The following is a 22,309-nucleotide window of genomic DNA, read 5'->3' as shown; positions in this document are numbered from 1 at the left end:
GGTGACGATCTGCCCGGCGCCCACCTCGATGCTGGCCTGGTGCAGCGCCTCCACCTTGCCATAGGAAACGCACAGCCCGCGCACTTCGAGCAGCGGCCTCGTGTCGGCGTTCATTGGACCCCTCCCAGATAGGCTTCGAGCACGGCCGGATCCTGTTGCACTTCTTCCGGCAGCCCTTCGGCGATCTTCTGGCCGAATTCCATGACGACGACCCGATCGGCCAGCCCCATGACGAAGTCCATGTCGTGTTCCACGAGCAGGATGCCCATGCCTTCGGCGCGCAGCCGGTCGAGCAGCTCGGCGAGCGCCTGCTTTTCCTTGTGGCGCAAGCCGGCGGCGGGCTCGTCGAGCAGCAGCAGGCAGGGGTCGGCACACAGTGCACGGGCGATCTCGACGATGCGTTGCTGACCGAGCGCGAGCGCCCCGGCCTCGGTGAAGCGATGCTCCCACAGCCCTACCCGTTCGATCTGGCGGGCCGCTTCGGCGAGCAGCCGTGCTTCCTCCTTGCGCTCCAGGTGCAGCATGGCGGCAAACACGCCGGCATGGCCGCGCAGGTGCGCCCCGAGCGCGACGTTCTCGAGCACGGAGCGGCTGGATAGCAGCCGGACGTGCTGGAAGGTCCGGCTCATGCCCATGTGCGCGATCTCGCGCGACGATTTGCCGGTGACGTCTTCACCGAGAAAGAAGATCTTGCCTTCGGTGGGCGTATCGACCCCGGAGAGCTGGTTGAACAGGGTGCTCTTGCCCGCCCCGTTGGGGCCGATGAGGGCGAGGATTTCGCCGGCCTTGACGGTGAGGCTCATCTTGTCGTTCGCCACCAAGCCGCCGAAGCGCTTGGTCACCTCACGCGCTTCCAGGATCACCGTGCCGCGCTGCGGCTTGGGACGCTGCGGCAGCGGCTCCAGCGCGGGATCGAGCCGCGGCGGCTCGGCCGCCACCGGCACCCGGCGTACGAGGATGGGCCACAGGCCCTGGCGGGCGCGATGCAGCACCAGCACCATCAGCAGGCCGAAGACGATTACCTCGAAGTTGCCGCTCTGCCCCAGCAGCTGCGGCAGCCAGTCCTGCAGCCATTGCTTGGCGAGCGTGATGACGAGCGCCCCCACGATCGCGCCCCAGACGTAGCCCGAGCCGCCGATCACCGCCATGAAGAGGTACTCGATGCCGATGTTGATGCCGAAAGGCGAGGGATTGACGAAGCGCTGCAGGTGCGCGTACATCCAGCCGGCCACACAGGCGAGCACCGCGGCCACGACGAAGATCACCATCTTCTGGCGCGAGGTGTCTACCCCCATCGCCTCGGCCATCACCAGGCCGCCGCGCAGGGCGCGGATCGCCCGCCCTTCGCGCGAATCGAGCAGATTGCTGATCATCCAGATCGCGGCGAGCAGCACGGCCCAAGCAAGGTAATAGAAGTGCGTCGGATCGAGCAGTTCGAATCCGAAGAACGTGATCGGCGGCAGGCCGCCCATGCCGGTGTGCCCGCCGAGCCATTCGAGGTTGCCGAAGAGGAAGAAGAGGCTGATGCCCCAGGCGATGGTGCCCAGCGGCAAGTAGTGCCCGGACAGGCGCAGAGTGATGGAACCGATCACCAGCGCCGCCACCAGGGTGAGCACGAGTCCGACGATGAGCCCGCCCCAGGGCGAACCCTGCGCCCAGGCAAGCCACGCCGGAAGATTCTGCGACGTGGTGACCACGGCGGTGGCGTAGGCTCCCAGGCCGACGAAGGCGGCCTGGCCGAAGCTGGTGAGCCCGCCGATGCCGGTGAGCAGCACCAGCCCCAGCGCGACGAGGGCATACAGGGCGATGTAATCGAGCAGGCTCACCTGGAAGGGGCGTAGCACGAACGGCGCGAGGATGACCACGGCGACGAAGGCCGCGAGCACCCCGCGAGAGGGAATGCCTCGCCGGCCGGCGAGCGGTTCGGCGGGGGAAAGCGCTTTCGTCATTCTTCCTCCTCCTCGACGTGGTGGGTGCGCAGCGAGCGCCAGAAGAGCACGGGAATGATGAGCGTGAAGACGATCACCTCCTTGTAGGCGCTCGCCCAGAAGGAGCTGAACGATTCGAGCAGTCCCACCAGGAGCGCCCCGGCTGCCGCGGCCGGATAGGCTGCGAGCCCGCCGATGATGGCGGCCACGAACCCCTTGAGCCCGATGAGGAATCCCGTGTCGTAGTAGATGGTGGTGATGGGGCTGACGAGGATGCCGGAGACTGCGCCGATCGCCGCGGCGAGCATGAGCGTGAGCCGGCCGGCGAGGTTGGGCGAGATGCCCATGAGACGCGCCCCGTTGCGGTTGACGGCAGTGGCGCGCAGCGCCTTGCCGTAGATCGTGCGGCTGAAGAACTGCGCCAGCAGCACGATGAGGGCGAGCGAAGCCCCCACCACCCATACCGCCTGCCCCGGGATGCGCAAGGGTCCGACGAGGAAATTCTCGTCCCACAACGGCAGGGTACGGTAGCCCTCGGCGCCGAACATCCACAACCCCAGGCCGACGAGGGCCACGTGCACCGCCACCGCCACGATGAGCAGCACCAGCACCGGCGCGGCGGCGATCGGCTGGAAGAAGACGCGGAACATCATCGGCCCTAGCGGTATCACCAGGGCCAGGGTGAAGGCGATGCGAGCCAACTGCCCGGCGCCGCGCCAGTCGACGAGCGCCGCGAGCGCCCACAGGGCGAGCGGATAGGCGAGGTTCCAGCCGAGCACCTGCAAACGGTGGCGCCAGTCGTGGCGCGCCACGAGCGCGCCCGCCTCCATAGCGCACACGGCCAGCCCCCCGGCGAGCACCAGCCAGACGGTGCCCGGAAAGCGTCCGTTCTCGAGCATGGCCAGCGTGAGCGCCGAAAAGGCGACGAACTCCCCTTGGGGGATGAAGATGATGCGCGTGACGGTAAAGACCAGCACCAAGGCAAGCGCGAGCAATACATAGACTGCCCCGTTGACGATGCCGTCTTGCGTCAATAATGCAAAGATTGATGCATCCATTCAAACATTCCTGAAGTAGCGACACTTTTGCATTACAATCAACCTTAATTAATATGCGCAAGTAATTTAAAATCCAGAAGATGCATGAACCAAGGCTCGTAGGACTTGAAGGGTCTGTGCTCGATCCTTTTGCCCAAAAGGAAGGAGATTGGATGCAATTCAGTTTCAAGTATCATGAGAAACCTGTTGCATCCCAAATTCCCCTTAAAAATGGGAGTTTCCCCGTAAAAATGGGAATTGATCGAGGTTTCCTTATGTCAAAAATTTTAAAATCACCAAATAGAAATTCAAAAATATATTTTTAAGTTATTTCAGAAGTTTCCACGTTCCATCGATTACAGTGATTAGTTCTCGACCTCGTTCGTCAAAACCACTATGGTCTTCTGGCGTCATATTATAGACACCTTGAGTACCCGGTACTTCATGGATATTATTTTCTAATGCATCACGCAGCGCTACTCGAAACTCGAGAGATCCCGGCTTACCCTTTGCTAACGCGATTGGAATTGCGTGTTCAAGTAGCACACCTGCATCAAACACGTTGGCACCAAAAGTAGCCGGTATAGAGTTATAGATTTTTTTATATGAATCAATGTAATTTTTTGCAATTATTTTGGACGGGTGAGTATCAGGTACTTGATCAACAACCAACATCAGGCTAGCAGCTAAAATCGTCCCTTCTACTTTCCTTCCGCCCAACTTGAGAAAATCAGGTAGGGCGGCACCGTGAGTCTGATAAAATTTGCCCGTGTAGCCACGATCAACGAGAGCCAGTTGAGGTAGAACGGCTGGTGCACCGGGAGCGGCGATCAACACGGCATCAGGCTGAGTTGCAAGGATCTTGAGGGACTGAGCAGCAACAGAGTTATCCTGACGTTGGAAACGCTCATCAGCAACAATTTTAATTCCCCTCTTAGAAGCTTCTTCAGCCACAACCTTGGCCCAATTCTCACCATAGGGATCAGATGTTCCAATGAAACCTAGCGTCTTAATACCGGTCTTAACCATATGATCGAGCAGCGCTGAAGCAATCAGATCATCGTTCTGGGTAGTTTTAAAGACCCATTTCTTCTGTTCAGTCATTGGCAATACAACTGCCGAAGTGCCCACAGGTGCAATCAAAGGAACTTTATTCTCAGCAATAAACTGTAGAACAGCCATCGCGTTAGGTGAACCAGAAGGGCCAATAATGGCGTCTACATTTTCATTACTAATCAGTTTTTTCACAGCAACAACAGTAGCTGTCGGATCGCTACCATCGTCAAGGTGGATGTAGCGGATTTGCTCGTTACCAACCTTTGTGGGAAGAAGAGGGATTGTATTCTTTTGCGGAATTCCTACTAACGCAATGGGACCGGTAGAAGATGTCACAACCCCTATCTTAATTTCAGCATGGGCAATAGCCGAATACAGGAAATTGATCAACAGAAAACCAAATAAATGTTTTAGTTTCATTGCATGTTCTCCTAACCTATATCATTAATAATATTAGAATCGAAACATACAGCATTGAAATTCAAGCAGGAAAAATACTTCCCACATCACAGTAAGTTCGGTTAAAATAAATGAGATTACTGGGCGAGTCAGTGCTATACCTCATGTCTTCCACTTGACAAAAGAAAACACTATGGGTACCGAAAACGTGATTTTCAACAATACAGCAGTCAAAACTCACTACGGCACAGTGAAGGATTGGGTTACCAGAGGCGAATCGCCGCCAAGCGATACGAGCAAAGCGTTCTTCCATCATTACCTCACGGTCAGCGAATAATCTAGCAACATCTTGGCAAGCAGCACCAAGGACATTCACACATAACACGCCGTTGGTAACGAAAATAGGATAAGCCCAAGATTTCCGATTCATACACACCAATAAGGTAGGTGGCTGATCAGTAACACTACACACAGCGGTAGCAGTAAAACCGGCCAATCCCTTAGGGCCATCAGTTGTGATGACAGTAACAGCACTAGCCAATAAAGCCATACCATCACGGAAGACAGCAGAATTAATCATGATTTTCTCCTTTTGTAGGGCGCATGTTAAATATCCAACACCAGGTATGGAGTTTTCGCGCGGGAGCAGCACAGTAGGATCTGGTCGTTAGCAGCCCGCTCCTCGTCAGTCAAGAAGACATCCCTATGATCGGGTTCGCCTTCCAGCACAGTACAAAGGCAACTACCGCAGACACCTTGCTTACAAGATACGTTTACCTTGATCCCCACAGTGGCAAGCGCATCGACAATACTCTGCCCTTCGGCCACTCGTACTTTCTTTCCACTCTTCTTGGCAATAACGTCAAAGGCAGCACCATCTGTATTGGTGTCTGCCTGAAAATACTCCTTATGAATGTTTCTATCAGGGATACCTAGACGACGAGCTTCACCAATTACCCAGTCCATGAACCCCTTCGGACCACACGTGTAGATGTGGGTGTCAACATCAGCCCCAGCCAACACGGTAGCAAGATTAAGTTGCTGATTTGACGGTTCATCGTCAAAATGTAAATGCACACGAGCTGCGAAGGGGCTGGCAGCAAGCTCATCAAGAAACGCACAGGCACTACGACTGCGACTACAGTAATGGAGCTCAAAGTTGGCAGCCGTATCATGTAACGACCAAGCCATGGCGATCAAAGGAGTGATACCTATCCCACCACCAACTAACACACTTCGTTTGGCATTCGATACCAAAGGAAAGTTGTTGCGCGGAGTTCCGATGCGCACAATGGCACCTTCGATAAGACAAGCGTGCGCGGCAATAGAACCGCCACGCGAGGCAGGATCTCGTAAGATACCAAGGCGGTAAACGTGGCGATCACTGGGACGACTAGCGAGGGAGTACTGCCGAACTAACCCATTGTTTAGGTAAAGATCTACATGGGCTCCTGCCTCGAACGGTGGCAATTCGCCACCGTCGGGTCGAGCTAAATCTACCACAATAATATCTTTACCTTGTTCCTGGCGTCGTCTGACGATGACCTGAAAAGTTTCTTCGTACATTGCATACTCTCTAGGTGGTGGGCGTAGACTCAACGCATGAAAATGCCACCATTCACGTCCCAAGTCGCTCCAGTTGTAAAATCAGCGGAAGGGGAGGCGATGGAGACGATTAGATCCGCGACAAACTCAGGATTTCCTAAACGCTTCACTGGAATCATATTATTTATGAGTTTCTCAAGATTAGTTGGTGACATAGCAGCGCGTACCGACGGAAGATCTAACGGACCTGGAGCTATGGCGTTTACTGTAACATTGGCGGAAGCTAGCTCTCGCGCGAAAATTTTAGTAAGCGTGATGATTGCTCCCTTTGATGCAGCGTAATGGGCACCTGCTGTAGTACCACCATTCTGTCCAGCTAAAGATGCCATATTAATAATTCGCCCATAACCGACTTTCGCCATATAAGAACCAAACACCTGACAGCCGAAAAAGGTACCTCGCAGATTGACTGCGATGACTTCGTCGAATTCGTCGGGGGTAATCATCATGGCCGAAGTGGTAGGCGTTATCGCCGCATTATTCACCACAACTTGTAACCCACCCCACCGTCCTATAATAAAGCCAAGAGCACGTTCGAAGTCCTCTTTATGCTTTACGTTTAATTCAATTGGCAATAGTCGATCACCGCCACCAAGGCGAGCAACCGCATCGGTAGCCAATTTAGCCTTATGGTCAGTAACCGCAACGGCGTAACCAGCTGTATGCAACTTATTAGCAATGATGTAGCCAAGACCGCTGGCGGCACCTGTAACCAGTGCGACTTGGGACATAATCCCCCCTTTACAAAATAAAACCAATGCACTGAAGCGCATCAGTTGAGTTAAGAAGACGGATAATCTTACGTCGAATAAGGAAACTAGTAGAATTATGTACAAGCTCAAAAGTAACGTCGGAAATGTAGTGCTTCTGTACGTCTCTCCGGAATTCATGAAGATCCTGGGCACAGCGTACGGTAACTATTCCCCCATCCTCAGCAAGAATACGGAAGCGCGACACTGAGCGGATAGTACGTGGTGGCGGTGTTGTGCTGACTGACTCGCCACTCAGTAACCTTGCCACACGCTTGGAGCGCATCTCCGCGTTGTCATAGGCGTAATTTAGTGTATTGGAGAAATCTTTTTCCCCGGGATCGATCGGCACAATGTATAGACCATCAGACGTCCACAAATTAAGCCATGAATCATATTCAGAATGATCTAGCATATCGGCTTCCTGCCAGAGAAAAGCGCTAATTTGATTAATGAGTATGTTATCCATAATAATTTTCCTCCTAGATAAAAATCTAGATAAAAATCAAGATAAAAATAGAGAAAATATCAATTAACTGGAAGTCATCAGTTTTTTCCACTGCTGATAAGCAGCACGCATTCCTGTTTCAGCACTCACGTCACTCACACGGCCGCTAGCCGTCAGTTTTTCGCCTGCGAGACCACGATTTAGCATAATCCATAGATCCTTGCCCGCTTGGGCACCTTTCTGGACTCGTTCCCATGCCTCAGCGTCGTCAGGAGTACCAAATCCCATTGGACCCTGAAAATGCTCATGCAGACGCAAGCGAGCTTGGTTAGCAATTGCCGGACCACCATCCATCGTTAGGGCCATGTGGTGTATCTCAGTCTCGTTCACTGAAATCGGCTGCAACACGCGGAAAAATGCCATAGAACAGGCAATATTGGGGAAGATGTTTAGGTTAAAGCCACAACCACCTACAGCACGTACAATGCGACGGACCTCAACATCACTATAACCCTCATTGCGAAGTTGCTGGGCAAGCTCAGTGAAACGATCAGGAATAGGTGCGTCAAGGTTTTCTTCGAGGTCTATCAACTCAGGAATCATTACCATTACGCTATGACCATTACCCAAATCTTCCACGTAACCAGGACCATTAACGAAGTCGAGCATCCTTGCAGTCTGCTGGTCCACTGATGACAGAAAAGATTTATGAATAAGAGGGAAATGATATGCATCTGTAGTGTTCTCAAGCTGGATCTTCCAGTTTCCCAAAAAACGGAAGCGATGAGCATCAGCCACTTTGATAGGATAACCTCCTCCCTGTTTCATAAAAAGATCCATCCATTTTTTAGCCGGGCCTAGATAATCCACTAGCGGTTCAATATCATTTTTGAATGAGGCAAAAATCATTCCTGCGTATTCTTCAACTCGCAGACTCACAAGACCCAGCTTATCCTTCTCGATATGGTTTCCATAGCTCTCAGGGAACGGTATGCCACGTAGATCGCCATCAAGCGAGTAACTCCAACCATGATAAGGACACACGAAACTGTTAGCCTTTCCCTTCCTCCCTTCACACACCGTAGCTGCACGGTGGCGGCAACGGTTGAGAAGCACATGCACTTTCTGCTTGCGGTCGCGCACCACAATCACTGGCTGACGACCTATATAGGTGTTCTTGTAACTACCTACATCAGGCAGTTCACTCGCATGAGCAACCCATACCCATGTACTGGAGAAAATCTTGTCCATCTCTGCCTCAAAGATGGCAGGATCAGTATAGAGGGAAGTGTGCACTCTGTCTGGCTGTACCAGATCAGCGAAGGTATGAACTTGGTTCATTTGGTCAACAGCATTGTACTTGCTCATCATGGTTTTCTCCTCTGGATTGGTCTATCGTTTACAAAAAATAGGTAGAGATCATTTTGGCACAGGCAGGAGATCGTCCTTGTTCCATGCATCCACTGGTCGACTGAAAAGGTTCTCAGTACAAAAATATGCAATCCGCCAAATACCCGACTTGCTACGCTGAAAATTTACCCTAAGACGGGCAGCGTTAAGGTGTGAACCACCAGTGGCGAAGGTGGATGCCTGCAACATCACCCAGCTACCGGTAGCTGTGCGCATTCCCGTAACATTGATAAATTCAGAGGTTAGGAAATGAACATTGATTAAAAAATGAGGAGGTTCTGTCATGTACTTTGCGAACATCTCCCGAATCGCCTTACGCCCCTCCATACGCCCGAAGCTGACCCGGTATTTTTCACCAATCCCCTCCCATATTGCATTGCGAGTAAATAGTTTGGACAGTTCGTCCAGTGGACTAGCGGCGTTCAGTGTGTCGCACAGCACCATGTAGCGGTGCATACAAGCGCGCACTGCATGTTCGGCCTCAAAACGTGCGAGGCGAACTTCGATTTGTTGGTTAGATGGCAAGGTAGAAAATGACATAATGATTTAATCCTGACTCAGTTAGGAATCACCAGCTCTCGGCCAATGCGGGCCTCAACGCGCATGTACTTCCACAACTTGTGTGTTCCATCGCCTACCGGTGTGATACGGAGCAGATTGCAAGCGGCGATCACAGTATCGTAGTCCGGCACGTCAGCAAGGATATAGGTTGTCCACGGGAAAGTACTTGACGGACCAACCATAATTCTATCGTCGTCTAATACACCTAACACCCGCACACCAGGGAGACGAGAAATACCCTGCATCATCGCAACGAAGGCATCCCAGACATCTCTCATTTCTTTATCAGCGGCATCCATGAAGTTCTGGTTCACTCCTATACAAAATAATACACGCAGTATAGATTTCTCACTCATCATCTTCTCCTTATTTCAAAGGTAACCAGGTAGTGGCTTATAGCCAAATAACATAGCTCCAGCGTTTTGGTAGGTTATATCACCCATGAAAGCATGCTGAGTGATCATTTGTACGTCACGCACCTGCTGAGCCAACGGGCAGGATTCATAGACACCAGAACCACCGGAAACCAGCTGGGCGCGACGCGTTACATCTGCGCTCACGCGCGAAGCGTGGGTAGTAGACAAACGCAACATGCTCACCATATGATCGCTTGGTTTATTCCCCTTAAGCAATATCTGCCAAACATCGTCAATAGCCTCGTAAAACCACGCACGAGCGGAACGCAACTCTGCTTCGATTTTAGCGATCTCTAGCTGAGCATAGACACGCTCACCTAGATTGGGTGCCCCAGTCACGGAGACACGGCCAGAGGCCATATTAAGTACTTCATCAATAGCTGCACGGGCAATCCCCAAGCCCACCACGGTGAGCACCTGAGCAGCAAACGAGAGTGCTGGGTAACGATAAAGCGGAGTCTCAAGGGACGAGGTCCCACCACGAATAAAAGTCCACTCTTCAGGAACGATTACATCTTTTATTACAATATCATGACTACCTGTACCGAGCAAGCCCATCACCTCCCAATTCTGTTCAATTGTCACCTTCTCGCGAGGCATTACCGCCATACGCGGCAGACTGGTATTCTCACCACTTCTAGGCAAGATACCAGCACCGATCAACTCGGCACCCATACAACCGCTAACCCAACTCCAACGACCGTTGACTTTGAAACCGCCGTCAACTACCTCAGCAGGCTGTGGAGGAAAAATGCCACCTGCAAACACCACATCAGGTCCATTGGCGTAGATTTTCTCCAATGTCGTCAGTGGCAATGCAGACAGATAAATTCCGCCGATTCCGAAGCTTGCCACCCAACCAGCAGATCCGTCTGCCTGGGCGATACGCTCAATAAGCTGGCAAAACTCAGCTGGTGATTTCTCATCACCGCCGAAACGCCTTGCTACCAACGCCCGATATACACCAATTTCCTTGAATCGCTGTATGATATCCTGAGAGATGAATCTCTGCGCCTCGAACTCTTTACGTCGCCTACGGATATCACAGAGAAGGGAATTAAATTTGACATTATTCATCTCCGTTTCCAAACCTTCTTGCTCTTTTGAAATTTTAGCTAGCATCGTTATCTCCAATCTGATTAAGCATTAGTTAAATTGACGCGCGATGTGCCTAGCCACTGAACAAAGGCGTTCATCGTCATGTTTGGCTGCTACCAGTTGCAAACTCACTGGACATTCGTCAGAATTAGGTAAGGGAATAGTTATAGCCGGATGACCAGAAAGATTGAATGGGCGAACTAACGAAGTCATAGTAATAAGCCTACTGGTATCAGATGAATCTTTAAGACTTGGCGGGGCATCAACCATGGTCGGCAAGGCCAAAATCGTAAAATCTTGCAGGAGTTCATCTACTTTTTCAGTAAAGCGGGCACGCACGACATTAGCAGCCACAATATCGTCTCGAGTGGTGAACGAGGCAGATTGTAACCTGCGGGCTACATCCTCCCCTAATAGCCCGGTAGCCAGTAAGGCGCCGTATGCAGACCAAGTTTCTGCGTTAATAACATGAATGGCTGCATTATACGCTTCATTCATTAATTCTAAACGTGTATTATCATACGAAAATCCACTATTTTTTACCGCATTTTCTACGGATTTTCGTATCCAAGGAGCAGCCGATGTCTCAATAATCCCAATTCGTACGTCAATCGTGTCAGGCGGAGGAGAAAAGGTTGGATCAAGCACGCACATCACGTCAATTAGTGTTTCCATGTCTCGAGCGAAAGGTCCGACACAATCAAGACTTGTAACAGCTGGCATCACGCCACGTCGGCTGATTCGTCCAAACGTTGGCTTTAGACCGAAAACACCGCAACACGCCGCTGGAATACGAATTGAACCTCCAGTGTCGGTACCTAGCGCAACATCCACGCTACCGTTGGCAACAGCTACAGCTGAGCCACTAGACGAACCTCCTGGCACGCGATCAGGATATTTTGGATTGAGTGGGGTACCAGTCCAACAATTAATGCCCGTAGTGCCAAAGGCAAGTTCGTGTAGGTTTGTCTTGCCCACTAAGTAATAACCAGCAGCAAGCAAGCGGTCAACCACCTCAGCGTTGGCTGATGCTGCCGGAGCATTATCAAGAGCACGGCTGCCAGCCCGGGTTGGAACACCTGCCACATCCATAGTGTCCTTAATTCCAACCAGAGGGCCATTACCACCAATACCAAGCATAGTTACAAAAACGTTCATGGTCGTCTTTCTCGAAAGAGATTGATTGGGTATAGCGGCTTAGCTGTCCGGTACATTATATTTATTTATCATATTGTGTTGAATAAATTACATACAGTCATGAATATTTAAACCTTAATTTATCTTTAACGTCCTACATCCTTGGCCGTCACGCCGCCGATACCCCATTGCGACTTCGGCACTTCCTGGATCATCACGCGGATGTTCTCCTTGGGCGAACCGAGCGATTCAACCAGCGCCTCGGTCACCTTGGCGATTGCCGCCTTCTTCTGCTCTTCGGTACGACCTTCGAGAATGTAGATATGCACGAACGGCATGATTTCTCCTTGTCAACGAAAACGAACCCCGACCGATCCCAGGTGCTGCACGCGCAGCGAGATCGCATCGCCTTTTTGCACGCTCACGGCTTCCGTGATTCCGCCCGAGAGGATGAGGCTGCCGGCCGGGATCTCCTCACCACGCCGTCCCAGCTCGTTGGCAAGCATGGCGATAGCACTTGCCGGATGTCCCAGCACGGCGGCACCGGCGCCGAAGGCTACTGGCTCACCGTTTTTCTCTAGCACTACTCCGATCGTGCGCAAATCGAGCTCCTGAGGTGGCGCGATGCGCCCTCCCACGACGAAACGGCTACTCGAGCAGTTGTCGGCAATCACGCTCTTCAGGTCGAATTTGAAATCTCGGTAGCGGCTGTCGATCACTTCGATGGCGGGAATCACGAAATCGGTGGCGGCGAGCACCGCACCGATGTGGCATCCTGGCCCCTTGAGGGGCGCCTTGGTCACAAACGCGATCTCCGGCTCGACCTTGGGATGGATGAGCGCGGAAGTGTCGATCTCTCCCCCTTCGGGAACGGCATAGTCGTCGACAAGGAACCCGAAACACGGGGTGGAGACGCCCATCTGCCGCATCTTGGCATGGGAGGTGAGCCCCGCCTTGAAACCGACCACCCGTGCTCCACGACCGAGCTTGCGCTGCTTGATCGCCTCTTGGATAGCGTAGGCGTCTTCCCAATCCATGTCGGGATGCTCGTCGGTGATCTTTGTCGTGTCGCGCGCCTCGAGCTCGCAGCGCTCGAGGTGCTCCGCCAGGCGTTCGATCACTTCCTGGGACAATTTCATGCTGCCTTCTCCTGCGCCTTGGCCATGCTGAGCGCCGTATCTTCGATCATGTCTTCCTGCCCCCCCACCATACCGCGACGCCCCAGTTCGACCAGGAGCTCGCGCGCCGGGATGCCGTATTTCTGCTCGGCACGTTTGGCAAAGAGCAGGAAAGAGCCGTAGACGCCGGCGTAGCCCAGGGTGAGGGCGTCGCGATCGATGCGGATGGGGAAGTCCATGATGGGAACGACGAGGTCTTCGGCCACGTCCTGGATCTTGAAGACGTCGATGCCCGTCTCGATGCCCATGAGATCGCACACGGCCACCAGCACTTCGGTGGGCGTGTTGCCTGCGCCCGCGCCCAGCCCGGCAGCCGAACCATCGATGCGCACGGCACCCACTTCGATCGCGGCGAGCGAATTGGCGATCGCCATGCCGAGATTGTTGTGGGCATGGAAGCCGAGCTCAGTTTCGGGCTTGAGCGCCTCGCGCACCGCGCCCACGCGCGCCTTGACGCCGTCGGGTAGCAGATGCCCGGCCGAATCGGTGATGTAGATGCAGTTGGCGCCGTAGCTCTCCATGAGCTTGGCTTGCTGCACCAGACCTTCGGGCGTGTTCATGTGGGCCATCATGAGAAAGCCCACGGTGTCCATACCGAGTTTGCGCGCCATGCCGATGTGCTGTTCGGAGACGTCGGCTTCGGTGCAGTGCGTTGCCACTCGGATGGTATTCACCCCGAGTTCGTAGGCCATTTTCAGGTGATCGACGGTGCCGATGCCCGGCAGCAGCAGGGCCGAGACTTTGGCGCGCTTGAGCTGGGGGATGACGGCGGCGAGATACTCTTCGTCGCTGTGCGCCGGAAAACCGTAATTGACCGAAGCGCCGCCCAGCCCGTCGCCGTGGGAGATTTCGATGAGGGGCACGCCCGCTTCGTCGAGCCCCTTGGCGATCGCCACCATCTGCTCGAGCGTGATCTGATGGCGCTTGGGGTGCATCCCGTCGCGCAGGGTCATGTCATGAACGGTGATTTTCTTGCCGCGAAGATCCATCGTTGTCTCCTATCAGACGAGCGCTACGGCGCGATTGGGTTCCAGGCGCAGTTTGCCGGCCAGGATTTCTTCGGCGAACATCTCGGCGGTGCGCGCCGCGGCCGCGGTCATGATGTCGAGGTTGCCGGCGTATTTGGGCAGATAATCGCCCAGCCCTTCGACTTCGAGATAGACGGAGACGCGGTTGCCGTCGAAGACGGGGCCATTGACCAGGCGGTAGCCGGGAACGTACTTCTGCACTTCCTTGATCATGTCGTGGATCGAGGCGGTGATGAGCTCGCGCTCGGGTTCAGTCTCGGTGAGGCAATGCACCGTGTCGCGCATGATGAGCGGCGGTTCGGCGGGGTTGAGGATGATGATGGCCTTGCCTTTCTTGGCGCCGCCCACTTTCTCCACCGCCCCGGCGGTGGTGCGGGTGAATTCGTCGATGTTCTTGCGCGTGCCCGGACCGGCGGACTTGCTCGCCACGGTGGCGACGATTTCGCCGTAGGCGACCGGTTGCACACGAGAGACGGCATACACCATGGGGATGGTCGCCTGACCGCCGCAGGTGACCATGTTGACGTTCATCTCACCCTTGCCGACGTGTTCCTTGAGGTTGACCGGGGGTACGCAGTAGGGGCCGATCGCCGCCGGGGTGAGGTCGATCATCAACACGCCGAGCGCGTTGAGCTTGCGGCTGTTTTCCGGGTGCACGTAGGCGCTGGTCGCGTCGAAGGCGATGCGGATCCCGTCTTCTTCCACATGGGGGAGCAAGCCGTCGACGCCCTCGGCGGTGGTCTTGAGCCCCATCTCGCGGGCACGCGCGAGCCCTTCGGAAGCCGGGTCGATGCCGACCATCCATACGGGTTCGAGCACGCTGCTGCGTTTGAGTTTGTAGAGCAGATCAGTGCCGATGTTGCCGGAGCCGATCACGGCGCAGCGGATCTTCTTCTTCATGGGTTCCCTCTTCTCTTGGTATCAGGTGAAACGGACCGAGCAGCGGCCGATGCCGCCGATCGTCACGCTGAGGTTGTCGCCCGCGCGCACTGGCACCATGGCAGCGAGCGAGCCCGATAGGATGATTTCACCGGCCTGGAGGGACACGCCCAACTGGCCGAGCGTATTGGCGAGCCAGGCCACGGCATTGGCCGGCGCGCCGAGTGCGGCTGCCCCGGCGCCCGTGGCGACGATCTCGCCGTTCTTCTCCAGCACCATGCCGCAGGTGGAGAGATCGACGCGACGGGGATCGACCAATCGATCGCCGAGCACAAAGACACCACAGGAGGCATTGTCGGCCACGGTGTCCTGAATCTTGATCTTCCAGTCGCGGATGCGGGAGTCGACGATCTCGAAACAGGCCATTACCGCCTCGGTGGCCGCGAGCACGTCGGCCGCAGTCACTCCGGGGCCACGCAGGTCGCGCTTGAGCAGGAAGGCGATCTCACCCTCGGCCTTGGGTTGGATGAGGGTGTCGGCGGGAATCGCCTCGCCCTCGTTGTAGACCATGCCGTCGAGCAAGTAGCCGAAATCCGGTTGATACACGCCCAACATGTTCATGACGGCCTTGGACGTGACGCCGATTTTCTTGCCGACCACGCGCTCGCCAGCGGCGAGCCGTTGCCCGATGAAATGCTGCTGGATGCGGTAGGCCTCTTCGATCGTCAGCTCCGGGTGACGCTGGCTGAGCGGCTCGACCACGCGGCAGCCTTTCCACGCCTCGTAGAGCTCCTCGCCCAGTCGCTGCAACAGGGGATCTTCCATCATGCCGTTCCTTCCAGGGGATGGGGTTCGTCGGCGCTCGCCTCGGCGAAGAAATCGCTCACCAGCCGGGCAAAACGGTCGGCGTGCTCGATCTGCGTCCAGTGTCCGCAACGGCCAAAGACGTGCAGTTGCGCCCGTGAAATCAACTGCGACAGTTTGAGCGAAGTCTCGAGCGGAATGATGCGGTCTTCGCGGCCGTGAATGACCAAGGTCTCGTGCGGGATGGCGCGGATCGCTTCTTCGGGGCTGGCGAGCGCATCGACCCAGCGCTGGCGCGGCGCCGGGAACATGGCGGCGAAGCTTTCCTGAAACCCGGGACGAATGCTGGCACGATAGCGCAGCTCGGCCAGTTCGTCATTGACCAGATTCCGATCCCAGGCGAAAAGATCCATGATCTTGCGCATGTTCTCGAAGCTGGGCGTATAGCCCCACACGGCATCCAGACCCGGAGTGATCTCGAAATGAACGCCGGCGCTACCCATCAGCACGAGCCGGCGGACGCGTTGGGGATGGCGAATGGTGAGCGCAAGCGACAGCGCTCCGCCAAAGGAATTGCCTACCAGGTCGACTTGCTCGAGGCCGAGTGCATCGAGTAGCCCCAAGGCATGCTGCACCCAATTGTCCAGCGAATAGGTATAGCCTTGCGGGCGCTCGGTAAAGCCGAACCCCACCATGTCGGGTGCGATCACCCGGGACTTTTCCGCCAGCTTGGGCATCACCAGCCGCCAGTTGGCCCAGGCCGATACGCCAGGCCCGGAGCCATGGATGAGCAGCACGGGAAATCCGCTCCCCATGTCGTGGTAATTGGTACGAATACCGGCGGCGACGATACTGCGGCCGATTTCGGGGTTGTTTTCGCTCATCGTGCCCTCGCCTTCACAGTTTGACGCAAATATTCTTGAGCTCGGTGTAGAACTCGAGGGAATGCACGCCCCCCTCGCGACCGATGCCGGATTGCTTCATGCCACCGAAAGGCGTGCGCAGATCGCGCAGGAACCAGGAATTCACCCACACGAGTCCGGCCTCGATCTGTCCGGCGACGCGGTGTGCCCGCGAGAGGTCTTTGGTCCAGATCGAACAGGCCAAGCCATAGTCGGTGTCGTTCGCCCGAGCGATCACTTCGTCCTCATCGTCGAACGGCTGGATCAGGGTGCAGGGGCCGAAAATTTCCTCCCGCGCGATGGGAGAATCGTCGCCCAGCCCGGTCCAGATCGTGGGCTGGATCCAGGAACCGCCGGCAAGCTCCGGCGGCATGTCGGGAATGCCGCCGCCAGTGACGACGGTCGCCCCCAGCGCCTTGGCTTTTTCGTAGTACGAGAGCACCTTGCGGCGATGCTCGTGGGAGATGAGCGGCCCGAGGTTGGTCTCGGGATCCTCTGGGCGTCCCAGTTTCAGATTCTCGGCGCTTTTTTTGAGCGCCTCGACGAAGCGCTCGAAAATGGGACGTTCGACATAGAGACGCTCGGTTCCGAGGCACACCTGGCCGCAGTTGGCAAACACCGAACGCATCGTCCCTTCGAGCGCCGCTTCGAAGTCGCAGTCGGCGAAAATGATCCCCGGATTCTTGCCGCCCATCTCGAGTGAGACGGGACGCGCCCCGTGGGCCGCAGCCTTCATGATGACTTCGCCCGTGCGCGTCTCGCCGGTAAAGGTGATGGCGTTCACCCCTGGGTGCGTGGTGACGTACTCACCGGCCGATTGCGGACCGAAGCCGTGCACGACGTTATATACCCCTTTCGGCACGCCGACTTCGTTCATCACTTCGCCCAGCAGCGTGGCCGTCTGCGGCGTTTCTTCGGAGGGTTTGACAACCACCGTATTGCCGCAGGCAAGCGCCGGACCGACCTTCCAGGTCATGAGCAAGAGCGGCAGGTTCCATGGGCAGATCACGCCGACCACGCCGATGGGGCGCCGCACCGCATAGTTGAGGGCGCCCTTGCCGTCGGGCGTCGGCGTTTCGAAGAATTCCGTCGGCACGTTCTTGACGACGTCGGCGAAGACCTTGAAGTTGGCCGCACCGCGCGGAATGTCGATGTGGCGCGCCAAGCTCATCGGTTTGCCGGTATCGGCACATTCGGCCGCGAGGAATTCGTCGAAACGCCGATTGATGCCGTCGGCCACGGCGTAGAGCAGCTCGGCGCGCTCGGCCACCGTCAGCTTGCCCCAAGGACCCTTGAGCGCCGCGCGCGCCGCCTGCACCGCAGCGTCGACTTCGGCCTGGCCAGCCTCATGCACCAAGGCGATCACCTGCCCATCGACGGGGGAACGCTTCTCGAAGGTCTTGCCGGTAGCCACAAAAGCGCCGTCGATGAAGTTGCGGATTTCTTTCATGATCATCCTTGTGTCGAGCAGGGGAACGTGAAAAAGCAGCCGGACCGACGGGCCCGGCCGCGCCCTCATCAGGTATAGACGTCCGTGAAGGACGGCATCGCTTCACCAGTATGGTAGAAAATGCCGCTCCAGAGCCTGTCCTCGGTCCAAGTCGTGACCGGACGATCCGGTTGGGCGAGATAGCCGAGTCCGGCAAAAGTCTCGTTGCGGTTGCCGCTGGGGTCGAAAAAGTAGATCGTGGCGCCGCGCGTCACGCCGTGGCGCGTCGGCCCGGCATCGATCTTGGTGCGGTGTTTGCCCATCACGTCGGCTGCCTTCAGCAAGTCCTCCCAGGAGTCGAGGAAGAAAGCGATGTGATGCAACCCCATCCGCGGCCCGCCGACGAAAGCGATGTCGTGCGGCGTAGACGTGCGCGCGAGCCAAGTGGCCGCCTTCACCGAACCTTCCGGTCCGACGACGATTTGCTCGACGAGGAAGAAGTCGAGCACCTCTTGCATGAACTTGGTGTTGTCGGCCACATGGTTGATGCCCTTCTCCGGATTGAGCTCGCACATCAGGAGGCAATGATCGAGCCAGTGCACCCCCGCTCCTTTGAGCCCGTCGGGCCAAGGGTCGGGATTGACGGTGCCGACCTCGGTGCCGACGTATTCCTTCGTCGCGTACAGACGCATCTCGTGGCCGCTGGGCAGCAGGAATTTCAGCATGCGCCCGGTCGACGGAAGGCTGCCTTCGGGCAGCATCTCGGTGGAGATGCCATAATCCTCGATGCGTTTTTGCAGGACGTCGAGGTCCTCTTCTTTTTCGACCTTATAGGCGACGTGATTCAGACCCGCCCGATCCGAGGGGGTCAAGATCAGGGAATATTTGTCCCATTCGTCCCAGCACTTCAAGTAGACGTTGCCATTCTTGTCGCGCATCGTGGTTTTCAAACCGAGCACGTCTTCATAATGCCGCACTGCCGCGTCGATATCCATGACGCGCAGGCTGGCATGTCCCATCCTCAAGACTCCCATGACGCTCCTCCTTCTTTCGTGCGTGAAATATCCTGCTGTACGGTGAAACCGCGGAAAAAAGCTTTCTGCATTTTGCCGACCACCTCCAGCGTGACTGAACCCTTCGCAGCGGCACGACACGCCAGGGTGTATCCTTGCCCTTCCTCCTCCTCGCTGATATGAGCCCTACTGATCGGCCCGATCCGAACGACCTCGCCCCGTACCACCCGGACCTTGCAGATGCCACATCCGCCGCCGAGGCAACCGACGGGGATTCCCCTACGCCCCAAGCGGCACATTCCCTCGAGCAGCGTCTCGCGTTCTCTACAGGTGTAGACTTCGCCGGTCTGCACCAGCAGCACTTCATGCTCCCCTCGCTCGCCGCTCGCCTCGACCCTCAGGGGCGGGGCCAGTCTCTGGGGGGGATCTACCCTCTCCATCGTCTCCATCTTCTCCTCCGCTTTATGCTGGGATGCATCCCCTCACGAGCCTTCCGACAGACCCAAAGCAGACAAAGCAGCGCGGGCGCATTCCTCGTCCTGGGCTGCGGAGGCACCAGAGACGCCGACGCCGCCGACGACGCGCTCGCCACGGCGGATCGGCACCCCGCCACCGAACACGATCAACCCTGCTCGCGAGGAAAACCCGAGTTTCATCGCTTCGTCCTCGCCGCATACGGCCATCCAGGCCGAAGTCGGAAAGCCGAAGCCCGCCGCCGTACGCGCCTTGTCGATGGCGAGTTCGATCGATTGGGGGAAGGAAAGCGGCATGCGCAGGAAGGCGACGAGCAGGCCAGACGCGTCGCACACGGCCACGTTGATGCGCACCCCGAGCCGCTGCGCGTGCGCTACCGCGGCCGCAACGGCCGCGTGTCCCGCTTCCCAGCTCAGAGTCGTGGTCGGAACCTCCAGCTCCATCTCCCCTCCTTTTTATCGAGTCATATCGTTTTTTTGATTACACCACAAAATCTCGAGATTTACAAGCGCTCTTGCACCCTCGAGTCGGCTATAATGCGACTCGACTTTTTCCTTCATTCCCATGAACGACCGAACCATACCGTCTCCCCCAGAACCGACCACCCTCGTCGAAGCGGCCTATCAGCGCCTGCGCGACGACATCGTCGAGGGCATCCTCGCTCCGGGCGAGAAGCTGCGCGTCGAACATCTCAAGGACCGCTACGGCGTAGGCGCGGGCACCTTGCGCGAAGCCCTGCTGCGCCTGGTCTCCGATGCCCTCGTGCTGGTGCAAGGGCAGCGGGGGTTTCGCGTCGCGCCGATGTCCTTGACCGACTTCGAGGACATCACCCGCACGCGGGTCCTGCTCGAGACCGAGGCGCTGCGCCAGTCGATCCAGGCTGGCGGCGAGGAATGGGAAGCGAAGCTCGTCTCGGCCTTTCATCTGCTGAGCCGCGCCGAGGATCGCCTGGATCAGGATCACGCAGTGGTGGCGGAATGGGAGCTGCGCAACCGCCTCTTCCACGAGAGTCTGATCCAGGCTTGCCCCTCGCGCTGGCTGCTTCATTTCCAGGCCATCCTCTATCGCCAGTCGGAGCGCTACCGGCGCCTGAGCGTGTTCCGTCGCCCCATCCCGCGCGACGTCCATGCGGAACATCAAGCCCTGTTCGAAGCGGCCTTGCGGCGAGACGCCGATGCGGCCGCAGCGGTGCTGCGCGAGCACATCCTGCGCACGCTCGAAGCCGTCCGGCACATGCCGCGCGACTTCTTCACCCTGCGCCCCTGAACGCACCACCATCGGCGCTTCTCCCTCACAGGGTGCGGAACAAGGGGCTGCGCACCTGTTGCGCGTCGGCCGCCGAGATGAACTTCTCCGTATAAATGTCTCTCTCATATAACCTTCCCTGCATCAGAGTGGCGATGCACGCCTCGATCATCTTCGGCGGCCCGCACAGATATGCCTTGTGGCCGCGGAAATCGCCACCGAAAGCCGCTTTGGCCGCCTCATGCACGAAGCCGCGGAACCCCTCCCATGCAGACTCGGTCGGTTCCTCGGAGAGTGCCGGCACATAGCGGAAATTGGAGTGCCGACGGGCCAATTCGAGAAACTCCTCGTGATAGTAGAGCTCGTCGCGGCGGCGCTGCCCGTAGATGAGCGTCATGTTGCGCCGATCTCCCTTTTCCAGCAGATCAAGGATCATGGAACGGGGGCTCGACAGCCCCGACCCACCCGCCATGAAGATGAGGTCGCCCGGAGCGGACTTGCGCACGAAGAAGCGACCGTAGGGGCCGGAGAGCCGGATACGGTCGCCTTCGGCAAGCTGCGTGTGGATCCAGGTCGTCCCTTCTCCTCCGGGCACCAAGCGAACGTTGAGTTCCACCTCCGTTGCTCGCGAAGGCGGATTGGCCAGCGAAAACGCCCGAGTGAGCCGTCCACCGTCGATCTCGAGGTTGATGTACTGCCCCGCCTGGAAGTGCAGCGGCTCGTCGAGCATGATGAAGACGCCCTTGATGGTTGGCGTAAGCTCGACGAGCCGGCTGACGGTGCCGGCATAATCGCGCACCGGAATGATCTCGGCATCGGGTTCCTCATCGATCTCCGCTTCGATCACCACGTCGCTTTCCAGCCGGGCACAGCAGGCAAGCGTTTTTCCTTCTTCCCGCTCGAAATCCATCAGGGCGAAGTTGGATGCCTCGCCATGATCGACTTCCCCTTCGAGCACCTGCACCTTGCAGGTGGCGCACAGACCATGGCAACAGGCATGCGGTAGCCAGATGCCGGCACGCAGCGCCGCATCGAGGATGGTCTGTCCCTCCTCGACCTCGATCGTTTGACCGAGCGGCTCGATCGTCAGCTGATGGATCATCCCTTCCTCCCGGTGATTCGAGTCGCGCTCAACTGCACGAGCCCTGCAGGCCGGTCAGACCCGGCGTACGGAAACGGATCACGTCCTTGTGGCGCAACCCATTCTGCTCCAGGCTCTCGTCCCATTGCGGCTGCCACGGCTGGCCGGATTTGAACCACTGCACCGCCGCCCAATCGATGCGGGCGAAATCGGGGTGGTAGCTGTAGGCAGGCGGCAGCACCTTCTCTACCAGATCGCGGAAGGGCATCGTCGGCGGCAGAGGAAAAGCGAACGGGGCGCAGAACATCAGGTGATCGTCCCAACCCACGTAGAGGAGGCGGTTTCCGTGGAATTTCTCCTCGAGGTCGAGCGGTGCGAACGAATATTCACGAATGGCAGCAACGGCCATGTCAGTCTCCTTCCCTAAAGGAC

25 protein-coding genes are annotated in these 22,309 nt (G+C 56.8%); 1 reads left to right on the top strand and 24 read right to left on the bottom strand.

What is annotated here, in order from left to right; translation table 11 throughout:
• Window positions 1-110: 110 nt before the first annotated feature.
• From OA56_RS09910 to OA56_RS09805, 22 genes are all read right to left on the bottom strand, one after another.
• Window positions 111-1,949: a branched-chain amino acid ABC transporter ATP-binding protein/permease gene (locus OA56_RS09910; RefSeq protein ID WP_461585049.1), complete on the bottom strand. Its 1,839-nt coding sequence runs from the start codon at window positions 1,947-1,949 to the stop codon at window positions 111-113.
• Window positions 1,946-2,986, bottom strand: a complete 1,041-nt coding sequence (locus OA56_RS09905; RefSeq protein ID WP_461585047.1) for a branched-chain amino acid ABC transporter permease — start codon at window positions 2,984-2,986, stop codon at window positions 1,946-1,948. The genes OA56_RS09910 and OA56_RS09905 overlap by 4 nt, the downstream gene beginning before the upstream one ends.
• Before the next feature lie 306 nt (window positions 2,987-3,292).
• Window positions 3,293-4,441, bottom strand: a complete 1,149-nt coding sequence (locus OA56_RS09900; RefSeq protein WP_461585046.1) for an ABC transporter substrate-binding protein — start codon at window positions 4,439-4,441, stop codon at window positions 3,293-3,295.
• Window positions 4,442-4,502: 61 nt separating this feature from the next.
• Window positions 4,503-5,000: a flavin reductase gene (locus tag OA56_RS09895; protein WP_461585044.1), complete on the bottom strand. Its 498-nt coding sequence runs from the start codon at window positions 4,998-5,000 to the stop codon at window positions 4,503-4,505.
• Window positions 5,001-5,026: 26 nt separating this feature from the next.
• Entirely contained in the window at window positions 5,027-5,986 is a 960-nt protein-coding gene (locus OA56_RS09890) for a PDR/VanB family oxidoreductase (RefSeq protein ID WP_461585042.1), read from the bottom strand.
• A 29-nt stretch (window positions 5,987-6,015) separates the two neighbouring features.
• On the bottom strand, window positions 6,016-6,756 hold the full coding sequence (locus OA56_RS09885; protein WP_461585040.1) for an SDR family NAD(P)-dependent oxidoreductase: 741 nt from the start codon (window positions 6,754-6,756) through the stop codon (window positions 6,016-6,018).
• 10 nt (window positions 6,757-6,766) lie between these two features.
• Window positions 6,767-7,243 carry an aromatic-ring-hydroxylating dioxygenase subunit beta gene (locus OA56_RS09880; protein WP_461585038.1) on the bottom strand — a complete coding sequence of 159 codons (477 nt, stop codon included), beginning with the start codon at window positions 7,241-7,243 and terminating at the stop codon, window positions 6,767-6,769.
• A 63-nt stretch (window positions 7,244-7,306) separates the two neighbouring features.
• On the bottom strand, window positions 7,307-8,590 hold the full coding sequence (locus OA56_RS09875; protein ID WP_461585056.1) for an aromatic ring-hydroxylating oxygenase subunit alpha: 1,284 nt from the start codon (window positions 8,588-8,590) through the stop codon (window positions 7,307-7,309).
• Between the two features lie 51 nt (window positions 8,591-8,641).
• Window positions 8,642-9,172: a nuclear transport factor 2 family protein gene (locus OA56_RS09870; RefSeq protein ID WP_461585036.1), complete on the bottom strand. Its 531-nt coding sequence runs from the start codon at window positions 9,170-9,172 to the stop codon at window positions 8,642-8,644.
• Window positions 9,173-9,189: 17 nt separating this feature from the next.
• Window positions 9,190-9,549 (bottom strand): IacB protein, encoded by a 360-nt coding sequence (locus OA56_RS09865; protein ID WP_461585034.1) that lies wholly within the window; start codon window positions 9,547-9,549, stop codon window positions 9,190-9,192.
• Between the two features lie 15 nt (window positions 9,550-9,564).
• Window positions 9,565-10,731 (bottom strand): acyl-CoA dehydrogenase family protein, encoded by a 1,167-nt coding sequence (locus OA56_RS09860; RefSeq protein ID WP_461585032.1) that lies wholly within the window; start codon window positions 10,729-10,731, stop codon window positions 9,565-9,567.
• A gap of 24 nt (window positions 10,732-10,755) precedes the next feature.
• Window positions 10,756-11,865 (bottom strand): amidase, encoded by a 1,110-nt coding sequence (locus tag OA56_RS09855; RefSeq protein ID WP_461585031.1) that lies wholly within the window; start codon window positions 11,863-11,865, stop codon window positions 10,756-10,758.
• 125 nt (window positions 11,866-11,990) lie between these two features.
• Window positions 11,991-12,182, bottom strand: a complete 192-nt coding sequence (locus tag OA56_RS09850; RefSeq protein WP_461585029.1) for a 4-oxalocrotonate tautomerase — start codon at window positions 12,180-12,182, stop codon at window positions 11,991-11,993.
• Between the two features lie 12 nt (window positions 12,183-12,194).
• On the bottom strand, window positions 12,195-12,983 hold the full coding sequence (gene dmpH / locus OA56_RS09845) for a 2-oxo-3-hexenedioate decarboxylase (RefSeq protein ID WP_461585028.1): 789 nt from the start codon (window positions 12,981-12,983) through the stop codon (window positions 12,195-12,197).
• A complete protein-coding gene (gene dmpG / locus OA56_RS09840; RefSeq protein ID WP_461585025.1) occupies window positions 12,980-14,011 on the bottom strand; it encodes a 4-hydroxy-2-oxovalerate aldolase in 1,032 nt (343 codons plus the stop codon). The genes dmpH and dmpG overlap by 4 nt, the downstream gene beginning before the upstream one ends.
• A 12-nt stretch (window positions 14,012-14,023) precedes the next feature.
• The gene (locus tag OA56_RS09835) at window positions 14,024-14,950 is read right to left on the bottom strand and encodes an acetaldehyde dehydrogenase (acetylating) (protein ID WP_461585023.1); all 927 of its coding nucleotides are present in this window, start codon (window positions 14,948-14,950) and stop codon (window positions 14,024-14,026) included.
• Between the two features lie 21 nt (window positions 14,951-14,971).
• Window positions 14,972-15,754 (bottom strand): 2-oxopent-4-enoate hydratase, encoded by a 783-nt coding sequence (dmpE, locus tag OA56_RS09830; protein WP_461585054.1) that lies wholly within the window; start codon window positions 15,752-15,754, stop codon window positions 14,972-14,974.
• Window positions 15,754-16,617, bottom strand: coding sequence for an alpha/beta fold hydrolase (locus OA56_RS09825; protein ID WP_141056713.1), 864 nt, complete (start codon window positions 16,615-16,617; stop codon window positions 15,754-15,756). The genes dmpE and OA56_RS09825 overlap by 1 nt, the downstream gene beginning before the upstream one ends.
• Before the next feature lie 13 nt (window positions 16,618-16,630).
• A complete protein-coding gene (locus tag OA56_RS09820; RefSeq protein ID WP_141056712.1) occupies window positions 16,631-18,085 on the bottom strand; it encodes a 2-hydroxymuconic semialdehyde dehydrogenase in 1,455 nt (484 codons plus the stop codon).
• Between the two features lie 68 nt (window positions 18,086-18,153).
• Window positions 18,154-19,098: a catechol 2,3-dioxygenase gene (locus tag OA56_RS09815; RefSeq protein ID WP_461585018.1), complete on the bottom strand. Its 945-nt coding sequence runs from the start codon at window positions 19,096-19,098 to the stop codon at window positions 18,154-18,156.
• On the bottom strand, window positions 19,086-19,517 hold the full coding sequence (locus tag OA56_RS09810) for a 2Fe-2S iron-sulfur cluster-binding protein (protein ID WP_461585052.1): 432 nt from the start codon (window positions 19,515-19,517) through the stop codon (window positions 19,086-19,088). Before OA56_RS09810 ends, OA56_RS09815 begins: the two co-directional genes overlap by 13 nt.
• A 42-nt stretch (window positions 19,518-19,559) precedes the next feature.
• Window positions 19,560-19,994 (bottom strand): GlcG/HbpS family heme-binding protein, encoded by a 435-nt coding sequence (locus tag OA56_RS09805; protein ID WP_055422904.1) that lies wholly within the window; start codon window positions 19,992-19,994, stop codon window positions 19,560-19,562.
• A 121-nt stretch (window positions 19,995-20,115) separates the two neighbouring features.
• On the opposite strand from OA56_RS09805, the gene OA56_RS09800 reads away from it, so the two are divergent.
• Window positions 20,116-20,817, top strand: a complete 702-nt coding sequence (locus OA56_RS09800; RefSeq protein WP_141055412.1) for an FCD domain-containing protein — start codon at window positions 20,116-20,118, stop codon at window positions 20,815-20,817.
• A gap of 25 nt (window positions 20,818-20,842) precedes the next feature.
• On the opposite strand, the gene OA56_RS09795 is transcribed toward OA56_RS09800, so the two are convergent.
• Together OA56_RS09795 and OA56_RS09790 are read right to left on the bottom strand one after the other, a co-directional pair.
• Entirely contained in the window at window positions 20,843-21,898 is a 1,056-nt protein-coding gene (locus OA56_RS09795; RefSeq protein ID WP_461585014.1) for a 2Fe-2S iron-sulfur cluster-binding protein, read from the bottom strand.
• A 28-nt stretch (window positions 21,899-21,926) separates the two neighbouring features.
• Window positions 21,927-22,286 (bottom strand): phenol hydroxylase subunit P4, encoded by a 360-nt coding sequence (locus OA56_RS09790; RefSeq protein ID WP_461585013.1) that lies wholly within the window; start codon window positions 22,284-22,286, stop codon window positions 21,927-21,929.
• Window positions 22,287-22,309 lie beyond the last annotated feature (23 nt).

This window comes from Tepidiphilus sp. HLB4 (assembly GCF_054823945.1).
The sequence above is the reverse complement of the archived record's forward strand: the minus strand, read 5'-3'. Positions and strand labels throughout refer to the sequence as shown.